We start from the raw sequence: 13188 nt of genomic DNA on the forward strand, positions 1-13188 counted from the left end.
TTATAAACAAAACCCCAAATTGCCTAAGAGGCTTCTTGAGGTTTTGTTTTCTTTGATATTTAGGAGTTTCAAATGAAATATACTACTTACTTTTTCTAAAATACTTATACAATTGCTCTGCCACATTCCAGGGTATGCCTGGAACTGCTGCTATTTCTCCTACGTCTTTTGTGGATATTTCTTCTACTGATTTGAATGTCTTTAGGAGTAGTTTTTTTCGGCTAGGACCAACTCCTGGTACATTGTCTAATTCTGAGGTAAGGGTATTTTTATTCCTCAGGTTTCTGTGGAATGTTATAGCAAATCTATGGGCTTCATCCCTAATTCTTTGCAGCATATATAGCCCTTTACTATTCCTTGGTAGAATGATAGGTTCGGACACTTTAGGGACAAATACTTCTTCTTCCCTTTTGGCAAGCCCGATTGTTTTGATATCGCCTAGTCCCATACCCTCCATTATTTCCCTGGCAGAGGAAAGCTGTCCTTTACCTCCATCTATAATTATTAGATGGGGTAGAGGCATGAATTTTTCGTCACCATCTTTGAAGTTCTGAAGCCTTCTTGTAAGGACCTCAGCCATGGATGCAAAATCGTTGGGTCCTTCCACTGTCCTGATTTTAAATTTTCTGTATTTATCCCTAGCAGGTTTACCACCTTCAAAAACCACCATTGATGCTACAGTGTGTTCTCCCTGGATATTAGATATATCGAAGCATTCCATTCGCCAAGGAAGGTCTTCAAGGCCTAAAGCTTTTGTTAGATCTAGTAATCCCTGTTCCGCTTCTTCCTTATTTTTTTCATGCTGTTGAATAAAAGTTTCTAGTTGCAACTTGGCGTTTTTATCTGCCATATCTAGAAGTGCCTTTTTATCTCCTTTTTGTGGCACCCTAATGACCACTTTACCATTTCGTTTTTTTGCTAAAAACTCTAATAGTACGTTTGAATCTTCGATGTCTATAGGTACTAAAATCTCCCCTGGTATTATGGGAGCATTGGAGTAGAACTGTGTGATAAATGCATGAAATAGCTCACTTTCACTGGACCCACCGGTATTCTCTAGCTTAAATGAATCACTTCCGAGGAGTTTTCCTCCCCTAACACTGAACACTTGTATACACGCTAAATTTTCACCTGTGGCAACAGCTAGAATATCCCTATCTTCAAGATCACTGAAAATAATTTTTTGCTTTTCTGCTATGGCTTTAACACCTTGAAGTTGGTCACGGACCTTTGCTGCAGCTTCAAAATCAAGATTTTCTGCAGCTTTATGCATCTCTGTTTCTAGTTTTTTAATAAGTTGTGTGTTTTTACCTTCTAGAAAGAGAATTACTTCATCGATAATTTTATGGTAATCCTCTCGGGAAATTAAACCTTGGCAGGGCGCTAAGCAGCGTTTAATGTGGTAGTTTAGGCATGCCCTGTCTTTGTTTGCTAGGCTTCCTTTGCATGTTCGAAGGGGAAATAATTTTTTCACTGCATTTATGGTTTCGTTTACTGCAGTCCCACTGGGGTAAGGACCAAAGTATTTAGCTTTGTCCTTTGACATTTTCCGAACCTTTTCCAACAGTGGAAAATCTTCCTTTAGGTTTATACGGATATATGGGTATTGTTTATCGTCCTTTAGGGAGATGTTGTACTTGGGTCGGTATTTTTTTATTAGGTTGCTCTCTAGTATTAGTGCTTCTACTTCTGAGTCTGTTGCGATATAGTCAAGGTATGCTATGTTGCGGACTAAGGCTGTAACTTTAGCACCCTTCTTTTCTGTCTGCTGGAAGTACGACCGCACCCTATTTTTAAGGGATATGGCCTTCCCAACATATATTACATCTTGGTATTTGTCTTTCATGATATATACCCCAGGTGAACTGGGAAGTTCTTTGAGTAGCTCCGATATTTTATCTTGAGATAGCACCATATCACCTCTCTTATGGTTAGTAATTAGTTGGTTAGTTGGTTAGTTGGTTAGGAGTTAGGAAATTCTACAACACAACGGGGAAAAAAATCTGTTTTTAATTCTTAGGTTAAAAGCAAACTGCTAAATCGCTGTTTTAAACATACTTCTGCTGCCATGTATGAGAAATTCACTGTTTAAGACCTTAAGTTAAACTCGCCCTTTATGCTTTTGTACTTGCTCTAGAGATCGTTTATATCCTGTAGATCTGTGGCTAGGTCGAAACTTCCCCTAGTCACACAGTTGGTCCGGGCGGGTACAGAGCCCCGCACCCTACAGTAACAAATGCCCTCAGAGATTTGCGTAAGGCGAACTGCGAACTGCGATCTGCGTCACTTAAGTTACTACGCCTTTAGATACGGCTTTAGGAATTTTCCTGTGTAGCTTTTCTTCACTTTTACAATCTCTTCTGGGGTTCCTTGGGCTATTATTGTACCGCCTCGGTGGCCCCCTTCTGGTCCTAAGTCGATGATGTGGTCAGCTGTTTTTATTACATCTAGGTTGTGCTCTATGACTAGGACACTATCACCTTCGTCTGTTAGTCTTGCCAGTACCTGAAGTAACTTATCAATATCTGCGATGTGTAGCCCTGTTGTTGGCTCATCAAGGATATATAGTGTCTTTCCATTACTTCTTCTACTTAATTCCGTTGCCAGCTTAACCCTTTGTGCCTCACCACCGGAAAGTGTTGTGGCAGGTTGGCCTAGCTTGATATAACCTAATCCAACATCAAACAGGGTGTCTAGCTTACGTTTTATTCGGGGAATATTCTTAAAGAACTCCACCCCTTCTTTAACAGACATGTTTAAGATGTCTGATATGGTTTTACCTTTGTACTTTATTTCTAGGGTTTCTCTATTGTATCTTGCACCTTTACATATTTCGCAGGGAACATATACGTCAGGCAAGAAGTGCATCTCAATTTTTATTATTCCATCGCCACGACATGCTTCACATCTTCCACCCTTTACGTTAAAACTGAATCTACCAGCTTTGTAGCCCCTAGCTTGCGCATCATTTGTGGTGGAAAATAAATCTCTAATATAGTCAAACACACCTGTATAGGTAGCAGGGTTTGACCTAGGTGTTCTACCAATAGGCGACTGGTCTATGTCGATTACTTTTTCGATATGCTCTAGGCCTAATATCTCTTTATGTGAACCTGGCTTTGCTTTAGCGTTGTGTAGCTTTTGAGCAAGGGATTTATGGAGTATCTCATTTATAAGGGTACTCTTTCCTGAACCTGAAACCCCTGTAACACATGTAAATACGCCCAGGGGTATTTTTACATCAACGTTTCGCAGATTGTTTTCATTTGCTCCCACTATCTCTATCCATTTGCCATTTGTCTCACGACGTTTATCTGGAATTTCAATTTGTTTTTTACCACTGAGGTACTGGCCAGTGATGGAGCGTGGCTCTGCCATGATTTCTTCCATTGTACCCACTGCTACAACTTCTCCTCCATGCTCTCCAGCGTATGGGCCGATGTCAACGATACAGTCAGCTACTTTCATGGTGTCTTCATCATGTTCAACTACAATTAGGGTATTCCCTAGATCCCTCAATTTCTTTAAAGTTGTCAGCAATCTTTCGTTATCCCTTTGATGCAAACCTATACTTGGCTCATCAAGGATATATAGCACACCCATTAGACTAGAGCCGATCTGTGTAGCTAGCCTTATTCTTTGGGCCTCACCGCCGGAAAGTGTACCTGCTGCTCTGTCTAGGGTTAGATAATCAAGTCCCACATCAATGAGGAATCCTAACCTTTCATTGATTTCCTTAAGGATCATGCGGGCAATCATCATCTCTTTTTCTGTAAATTCCACTGAAGCTAACTTTTCCTTTACTTCAGTCACCGATTTAGCAGTAAGCTGGGAGATGTTTATATCACCTACTAGCACAGATAAACTCTCTGGTTTAAGTCTAGCACCTTTACATTTACGGCAAGTGAAGCTGGACATATAGTTTTCAAGATCATTTCGTATATAGTCTGAACTTGTTTCATTATATCTAAGTTTAATCCAATTCACTAGACCTCTAAAACCTGCATTTAGTTCTTGATATTCCCCTTGGGAATTCACATAGTCTATTTTGAATTTTTTATCTGGAACACCATATAAAAGCATTTTATAATGCTCCTTGGGCAAGTCTTTTACAGGTGTGATTGTGCTAATATCAAACTCCTGGGCAACTGCATTTAGCATGGAAGTATAGTAGTTTGATGAACTTTTACTCCATGGCACCAAAGCACCTTCAGCTATTGTTAAAGTTGGATCTGGAATAATAAGGTCTGGGTCTGGTTCAAGATGGCTACCTAACCCTGCACATTCATCACATGCCCCATAGGGATTGTTAAAAGAGAACATCCTTGGACTTATTTCTTCAAAACTAAACCCACACTCAATACATGCAAAGTTTTGACTAAATGTAATTATTTCCCCGTCAATGATTTCAACAAGGGCGATACCCTCTGCATGGGTAAGGGCCAGTTCCAAGGAATCAGCTAAGCGGTTTTGAATACCGTCTTTAACAACAAGCCTATCAACAACTACTTCTATGGTATGCTTTTTGTTTTTCTCAAGCTTTATCTCTTCACTTAATTCATATAAGTGGTCATCAATTTTCACCCTAACGAAACCACTTTTTCTAAGACCTTCCAGTACTTTGATATGCTCACCTTTTCTGCCCCGAATTACAGGTGAAAGAACCTGAATTTTTGTCCTTTCAGGTAGCTCCATGATTTTATCAACCATTTGGGAGACAGTTTGTTGTTGGATAGGTTTCTTGCAAGTAGGGCAAAATGGTTGTCCTACCCTAGCATATAGAAGTCTTAGATAATCATATATCTCAGTTACTGTACCCACAGTGGAGCGAGGGTTTTTACTTGTTGTCTTTTGGTCAATGGATATGGCAGGGGATAAACCTTCTATGGAGTCCACATCTGGCTTTTCCATCTGCCCTAGGAACTGACGGGCATATGCTGATAATGATTCAACATAGCGCCTTTGTCCCTCTGCATATATGGTTTCAAAGGCTAAGGAAGATTTTCCTGAACCACTTAGACCAGTAAAAACTACGATTTTATCCCTTGGTATTGTTATATCAACGTTTTTAAGGTTATTTTCCCTAGCACCTTTAACTACTATATTTTTCATTTTTCTCCTCTTCCCTCTACTTTCCTTTAAGTTCTAATATCATATCTCTGAGGTAAGCAGCTTTTTCAAATTCAAGTGCTTTCGCAGCTTCCTTCATCTCTTTTTCCATTTTAGCCATAATAAGATCTCTATCCTTCTTGCTAATTTTTTTGCCTTTATCAGTAATATATTTTACGCCGTCTTCTGCAGCTTTAGTTGCTTCAATGATTGCATGTATACTTTTGGAGATTGTCTGTGGTTTTATGTTGTGTTTACGGTTGTGTTCTTCTTGGATATGTCGCCTACGTTCAGTTTCTGTGATGGCTTTTTCCATGGATTTTGTTACCACATCACCATATAAGATTACCCTACCTTCAGAGTTACGGGCCGCCCTACCTATGGTCTGGATTAAGGAGCGTTCAGAACGCAAGAATCCTTCTTTATCAGCATCAAGTATGGCCACTAGTGAAACTTCTGGCAAGTCTAAACCCTCTCTAAGAAGATTAATACCCACTAAAACATCAAACTCCCCTAGCCTTAAGTCACGGATAATTTCCATACGTTCAATTGTCTTTATATCAGAATGGAGATATTTAACTTTGATTCCAATTTCCTTAAGATAAGACGTTAAATCCTCAGCCATTCTTTTAGTTAGAGTGGTTACTAGTACTCTATGGTTTGTTTCAATGGTCTTCTTAATCTCATGTAGTAAATCGTCCACTTGACCCTCAACTGGTTTTACAGTGATTTTAGGGTCCACAAGTCCAGTAGGCCTTATAATTTGCTCCACAACTTGCTGGGAGTGCTCAATTTCGTATGCTGCAGGGGTTGCTGAAACAAAAACTGCTTGGTTAACTATACCTTCAAACTCATTAAACCTTAAGGGTCTATTATCAAAGGCAGAAGGTAAGCGAAATCCATGTTCAATCAATGATTCTTTACGGGATCTGTCACCTGCATACATTGCTCCTATTTGAGGTATTGTAACATGGGCCTCGTCTATAATCATCAGATAATCATCGGGGAAAAAGTCTAAGAGGGTATAGGGCTTACTTCCAGGCTCCCTTTGGGTTAGGTGTCTTGAGTAGTTTTCTATACCTTGGCAAAAGCCTATTTCCCTCATCATTTCTAGGTCATAGCGTGTACGCTGCTCAATACGTTGAGCCTCTAAAAGCTTTCCTTGGGACTTAAAGTATTCAATTCTCTCATGCAGTTCTTGTTCAATGGCTTCAGCTGCAGTAACTACTTTCTCCTTTGCAGTTACATAGTGGGATGCAGGGACTATGGCCACATGGTTTCTTACACCTAGTATCTCACCTGTTAAAGTATCTATTTCAGTTATTCTATCTATTTCGTCTCCGAAAAATTCTATACGAATAGCTTTTTCACTGTTGGCAATGGGGAATACTTCTAAAACATCCCCACGCACCCTAAATGTACCCCTTTTAAAGTCTGTGTCATTGCGGTTATATTGAATTTCAACTAAGTTTCTAATGACTTTATCTCTATCTAGCTCCATACCTGTTCTTAGTGATACAATCAAATCCCTGTATTCTTCGGGAGATCCCAATCCATAGATACATGAAACACTGGCTACTATAATAACATCGCGACGTTCAAATAATGAGCTTGTTGCGGAATAACGTAGTTTATCTATTTCATCATTTATTTGTGAATCTTTTTCTATATATGTGTCACTGGATGGTATATAGGCTTCTGGTTGGTAGTAGTCATAATAACTTACGAAGTATTCCACAGCATTGTCTGGGAAGAATTCCTTAAACTCACTGCATAGCTGTGCAGCCAGTGTCTTGTTATGGGCTATTACAACTGTTGGTTTATTAACTTTTTCTATAACATTGGCCATGGTAAAGGTTTTCCCAGACCCTGTAACTCCTAGGAGGGTTTGTCCCTTATGGCCTGCATTTAGTCCTTTTACCAGTTTCTCTATAGCCTGTGGCTGATCACCGGTAGGTTTATAGTTTGAAGCAAGTTTAAATTTCCCCGGTAACATAGTACCACCCTTCCTTACATTTTTTAATATTTACTAAATTATTATATCAGTAATGATTACAAATTAAAAGGGGTCAATCGAATTTATGTTCGATTGTTTTGAGGTAAGGTCTATGCAAGTTATTTGAGGCGCAAGGAAACCCAGCACCGCAGCGTATCTTTGATACGTGGGGATGCTGGGTTTAATCAATAACAAAAAGTGATTTTCAACAGTGCAGTGGTTAGCTTGCTTTTTCCTTAGTAATCTTCTTCCACAAGTTTTCCAGTGGGCTTTCCGTACTCATTGTTACTGCATGTTCTGGGTTCTTTGGTATTATTATAAGGCCCATTTGTCGGCGGCGTCCAAATAGTGGTGCTTGCACATGCCTGTAGCTACCATTGTTATCTATTATTTCAAACTTTGCATAGGTATCTAGGGCTACCAAAAGTTCCTTAAAGTGTGTTTCGTCCTCTACATAGGTACCGTTTACTCTGGTAATAACATAACCTGATTGGATACCCATTTTCTCTGCTACTGATCCTTTAATTACAGAAAGAACCATAATTCCCTCTTTAGGGGCTACGAAAAGGGGCTCTCCTTTGAACTCTCGATTATTGGAAACAACTATCAAAAATTCATGGGCAAGGGGTGCAAATAGCACAGGTAAAACAGTTACAACTGGGTAAAATGCTGCTAGGACAGCGAGACCTACCAATGAAACACTATATAAAAATAGACTTAGTGCTGTCTTTTTGGATTTCTCCTTGGGATGAGTTGATAGTGCCAGGTCACCATAACCTAGGGCTGCTATTATGGGGAACATAATGTAGGTAATGGTGTAACCATCTGGTGCTGTTAAGTTAGAGTTAATAAGGGGCCACCAGTTAGGCATAGCGATTGAACCACCAGCAGCTTCTCCAGTGGTAATAGCTGCAGCTACCAGTGCTACAATGGGCACTGGCCAAAAGCGTTGGAGGGTAAATCCTCCCACCACTTTATCATTGTGTTTTAAAAACATGGGGCTTGCCCCTTTTGCTCCACTTAAATATATTAGAACACTCTCCGTTAAGTGAAGTATACCAACAACTGCCATGAGGCCTGGTAGGTTAATTGTAACAAACTGAAGGGCTATACCAGTAAGCTCTATTTCTCCATATAAGGACAGTATGCCCCTAGCAAGCAAGCTTGCCACCCCTACGATCCCGCCAGCATAGGAAAAACACATATATCTGGGATTGTAAAGCATTAATAAAATTGCTATAGGCCAAGCGAAATGCAGCCCTACAACAGCTATATCTACACCTATAAAAACTAGCATTATGCTACCGATTAATCCACCTAGGAATCCAAAGATTAAAGATGTAATTGTTTGTCTAGTAGGATTGGTAATGGAGATACCAAAAAGCCTTCTCTCCATTAACATTTGCCTATTATATTGCTTTTTAACCATGAAAAGTACTACCAAAAGGAGAATAGGGAAGATACTGCGAAACTCCATCAAACCCATAAAAAGGGATTGTATCATCATAGTGAAAATCCTTATAAAAAACATAAAACCTTCTCTTAATACATCAAATGAAAACACTTTTTCACCACCGCTCCAAATTCCTAATTTCTTTTAAAAAAATCAATTGCTTCTTTTAGTTGCATATCATTATCCTTCTTATGTGCAGTGAACTTCTCGTTTAATTTTTCCGCTGTATTAGCATCCATAAACCCTGTAGGTGCCAACCCATTGGCACTCTGAAATTTCCCCAATGCTTGTTTAGTACTTTCAGTAAAGGTACTATCGTCAGTGTCTTCACCAAACCCTAGGAAGTATAATATTCTATTGATGATAACCACGTCTAATCCCGTGCTACCAACTTCCAATCTCCCTTTATATGAGTATGAAGGGAAGTTTGCCGCTTCTGGTTGTTCTATTTCTATATCAGGGGCTACTCCCACACCGTCTATAACGTTCCCACGGGGCGAGAAGTATTTCTGTATCGTTAATTTCACAGCACTTCCATCATCAAAATCTAAAATACTTTGAACAGAACCTTTCCCAAATGTGTTCTTACCGATTAGGGTACCTGCATCCCTATCCTTTAAGGCTCCCGCCAGTATCTCCGAAGCACTTGCACTATTTTCATCGATTAGTACAACTACATCGAAACCCCTTTCTTCTAGTTGAGATCCAAATGTTCTAACCCTTACACCATTTTTATCTTCCATGTATACAACGTCACCTGCAGGTACTAAATATTGGGCAATATTTACAACAATATGAAGATATCCCCCTGGATTACCCCTTAGGTCAATTATAAGTTCTTCCATACCTTCATTTCTAAGTTGAGTAAGTGCTGTGACAAATTCTTGGTCTGCTCCCTCGGCAAACCTAGTTATTCTTAGGTATCCTAATTTTCCCTGGAGCATATCCCACTCAACAGCAGTTGACGTTATAACTCCCCTTACAATGGAAACCTTTAAAACATCTTGTCTGCCTTCCCTTAGTATCCCTAAGTTTACTTCAGTATCAGGCTCACCTCGGATTAGATCTACAACCTCTGAAAGGCTCATTCCTTCTGTATTAGTTCCATCTACCTCCACTATCATATCTCCAGGTAATAAACCAGCACTCTGCCCTGGGCTACCTTCCATAGGTGTTACCACAGTGACCCTGCCATTATTCATTGTCACTTCAACACCAATACCTCCGTAACTTCTCCCTGAGCTTATCTGTAAATTTTCAAGATCCTTTGGTGAAAGATATTCACTATAGGGGTCGCCTAATGATGATATTAACTCACGATATACACCTTCTTGAATTGTGTCCCAATCATAGTCATTAAAGTAATGATCATCAATGACACCACTTATCTCGAGGATTTTGTCTAAAAACTCGTCTCTATCTACCACTTCTCCCACAGGTGGTAAGGATTCTACTATTGTGCCTTGCCCAGAACTATATCCCAATGCGTAAAAGGCCACGTTAGTAAATAGCAACACCACTAGAAAGATGATTATAGTATTTTTATTCTTCATTAGATACACACCCCATCAAATTATATATTTACTATAATATTATTATTCTATCTTCATTAATAATTCCCTTTAATTTTGTTTTCTGTATATATTTAGGGTAATCAACATTTCCTCTAAATGCTATAGAAAAAAAGGTGGAAGTATCCACCTTTTTTAAATACCTATCTGTAATGTGTCATTGGGTTTGTATGTTGGCCGTTTACCCGCACTTCATAGTGAAGGTGCGGACCAGTTGAGTTACCTGTGGAACCAACTGTACCAAGTGCTTGACCCCTTGCCACTGCTTGCCCTTGCTGTACTGTCACTCTATGCATATGTGCGTATAGTGTTGCTACACCGTTACCATGGTCGACAATAACATATCTACCATATCCTGAGGCAGCATTACCACCAGCAAATATAACCACTCCACCATCTGCCGAAACTATGTTAACAGCAGAACCATTGAAGGTTGGAGAAGCTTCCCATCTTGTTCTAGGTATACCAATATCAATACCGTTATGAAAGGCCCTGTTACCACTGATAGGGTGTGTTCTCCATCCATAAGGAGAGGTAATCCATCCTGCGCCATATTCAGGAACTGGCCATGCAAGATTTCCTGTTGCTTCTCCCCTAGAAACATTTTGGTTTGCTTGTCTTTCTAAGATTTCTCTTATTTGGCGTTCAACTTGTTGAGATGCTTTCTCAAGTTCGTTAATGTATGCTTGTGTATGTTGAACATCTCTATGAAGCTGCTCATTTAATTTTTGTTGTTCTAGCATGTCAGCTTCAATTTGGCTTTGAGCTTTTACTGCATCTGCTCTAAGTACAACAAGCCTTGATTTTCTCTTTTCTTGCTCTAGCTTTTCAAACTCTAAAAATTCTTTTTTCTCTTTGATTTCTTCAACCAGTTTTACATCATCTTCTAGCATTGTTCTAAGGAAGTGAAATCTAGATAGAAAGTCTGAAAAGTTCGTGGCTGAAAAGAGTACTTCTAAGTAGCCCACATTTCCCCTTTGGTACATAGCTCTCATGCGAGACTCAAAGTATCCAGTTTGTTCTTCTAGATACTCCTCTGTTTCGATGATTTCTTGTTCCTTCAACGTAATAGCCCTTTCAGTTTCACGGATTTCGTCATTAATACCGCGAACCTTAGCCCTTTGCTGCACAAGTTGATTATCTAATCTTGCAATTTCAGCCTGTATTGCAGAAATATCCCCCTGCAAAGCTCTACGTTTTTGATCTGCTTCTTTTCTTTGTTCCTCAATTGAATCTAGTTCGTCTCTTTTGTCATCCAATTCATTCGCCCATACTGAACCAATGGTTGTGAACGCCAATAATAGCACTAGGGCTGTTACAAATATTAGTTTAAGCTTCCCCTTAGACAAATCATGACTCCTCCCTTCTGTTGAACTTTTATACTTTTAAAAATCTCCCTAGGGAAATTCCACTACCAATGGCTCCTATACTTACCCCTAAGACAGCTAGATATTTAACTAGAATAGGGAATATCTCGTCAAGATGTAAAAAACCTACGGTAAGCAAGTTGTCTGGAATATTCATGTAAACAGCTTCCAGGGCATACCCATATCCGTAATACAGTGCTAACAGCGCCAGTCCTGTACCAAATAGTCCTAGGAAAAGACCTTCTAATACAAATGGCCAGCGGATAAACCAGTCCGTTGCTCCAACGGATTTCATTATGGATATTTCTTTTCTTCTTGCGTAAACAGTTAGTTTGATAGTATTGGATATCAAAAATACTGCCATTACCAACATAACACTCATAAAACCTAAGCCAATCCATTGCACCATATTCATGGCGTTAAATAGTTTTTCAACTACTTCTTGTCCATAATCTACTGTTTCAACAAAGGGAATTTTGCCAACTCTTTCAGCTATGTCTCCTATTGTATCTGGATCATCAGCAACTATCTCAAAGCTAGCTGGAAGAGGATTTCTATCGTCAAATCCTTCTGTTATATCTGAGTGATCCCCTAGCATTTCCCTTAGTCTTTCTAGGGCATCTTCCTTAGAAACATATCTTAATTCTTTAATGCCGTTTACTGTTATTAGTTCACTTCTTACTATATCTATTTGTTCTTCCTCTACTTCAAGTTCTAGGTATGCAATAACTTCCACTTGATTTTTAATATCTTCTACCATTACTTCAAGGTTGTTATTAAAAACGATGAAAACCCCTAACACCAGTAAAGTTGCGAATGTTACTCCTGCCGAAGCTAAGGTCATCCAGCGGTTTTTGGTTACCCCAACTAGTGCTTCTTTAAAGAAATATAATATATTTCTAAAAATCATTCTCGTAACCCCCCTTTGCATCATCTCTAACTACTTTTCCGTCTTTTACTCCGATTACTCTGTGTCTGTATTGGTCTACTATATCTCGTGCATGGGTGGCCATAACAATTGTGGTCCCTCTTAAGTTTATGTTATTTAAAATGCCCATTATCTCATGAGCTGTATCTGGGTCTAAGTTACCAGTTGGTTCATCACAAACTAGAAGAGCTGGTTGGTTAACTAAGGCCCTAGCTAGTGAAACCCTTTGTTGCTCACCACCAGATAATTGGTGAGGATAGCTTTTCACTTTATTTCTAAGTCCAACGAAATCTAAAGCTTGGTGTACTTTTCTATCAATTTCTTTTTTTGGGTTTCCTATTACACGGAGGGCGAAAGCTACGTTGTCAAAGACATTCTTATCAGAAAGTAGGCGGAAGTCCTGATAAACAACACCCATTTGTCTCCTAAGGTATGGCACATCTTTGTCTTTAATTCTTGTGATGTTTTTATCAAACATGAACAGTTGTCCCTTTTTAACACTTACTTCCTTAAATATAGCTTTTAATAGTGACGATTTACCTGCTCCACTGGGACCAACTATATATACGAAGTCCCCTTTATCTATTTTTAAATTAACATCTGTTAATGCATAGGTTCCGTTAGGGTAACATATAGAAACATCTTGAAAAATGATCATATTTATTCTTCACTCCTTGAGTTAGTATGATTGAAAGTTCATCTTGTACATGTGAAAGAGTTCTTTTTAGTCGTATTTTTATCAATTCGACATAATACCTGCAAAT

At 39.1% G+C, this 13188-nt stretch carries 8 protein-coding genes; all 8 read right to left on the reverse strand.

Annotated features, from left to right (window positions below; translation table 11 throughout):
• Window positions 1–82: 82 nt before the first annotated feature.
• The 8 genes from uvrC to ftsE all read right to left on the reverse strand — a co-directional run bounded on the left by uvrC (window position 83) and on the right by ftsE (window position 13082).
• Window positions 83–1915 (reverse strand): excinuclease ABC subunit UvrC, encoded by a 1833-nt coding sequence (uvrC, locus tag HYG86_RS06460; RefSeq protein ID WP_213168131.1) that lies wholly within the window; start codon window positions 1913–1915, stop codon window positions 83–85.
• Window positions 1916–2295: 380 nt separating this feature from the next.
• Complete coding sequence (gene uvrA / locus HYG86_RS06465) at window positions 2296–5112, reverse strand: excinuclease ABC subunit UvrA (protein ID WP_213168133.1); 2817 nt, start codon at window positions 5110–5112, stop codon at window positions 2296–2298.
• A 16-nt stretch (window positions 5113–5128) separates the two neighbouring features.
• Complete coding sequence (gene uvrB, locus HYG86_RS06470; protein WP_213168135.1) at window positions 5129–7105, reverse strand: excinuclease ABC subunit UvrB; 1977 nt, start codon at window positions 7103–7105, stop codon at window positions 5129–5131.
• Between the two features lie 220 nt (window positions 7106–7325).
• A complete protein-coding gene (locus HYG86_RS06475; RefSeq protein WP_213168137.1) occupies window positions 7326–8612 on the reverse strand; it encodes a PDZ domain-containing protein in 1287 nt (428 codons plus the stop codon).
• An 80-nt stretch (window positions 8613–8692) separates the two neighbouring features.
• Window positions 8693–10111, reverse strand: a complete 1419-nt coding sequence (locus HYG86_RS06480; protein ID WP_213168139.1) for a S41 family peptidase — start codon at window positions 10109–10111, stop codon at window positions 8693–8695.
• 161 nt (window positions 10112–10272) lie between these two features.
• Window positions 10273–11478: a murein hydrolase activator EnvC family protein gene (locus HYG86_RS06485; RefSeq protein WP_213168141.1), complete on the reverse strand. Its 1206-nt coding sequence runs from the start codon at window positions 11476–11478 to the stop codon at window positions 10273–10275.
• 28 nt (window positions 11479–11506) lie between these two features.
• A complete protein-coding gene (ftsX, locus tag HYG86_RS06490) occupies window positions 11507–12406 on the reverse strand; it encodes a permease-like cell division protein FtsX (protein ID WP_213168143.1) in 900 nt (299 codons plus the stop codon).
• The gene (gene ftsE / locus HYG86_RS06495) at window positions 12396–13082 is read right to left on the reverse strand and encodes a cell division ATP-binding protein FtsE (protein ID WP_213168144.1); all 687 of its coding nucleotides are present in this window, start codon (window positions 13080–13082) and stop codon (window positions 12396–12398) included. Before ftsE ends, ftsX begins: the two co-directional genes overlap by 11 nt.
• Window positions 13083–13188 lie beyond the last annotated feature (106 nt).

This window comes from Alkalicella caledoniensis (genome assembly GCF_014467015.1).
Lineage (GTDB): Bacteria > Bacillota > Proteinivoracia > Proteinivoracales > Proteinivoracaceae > Alkalicella > Alkalicella caledoniensis.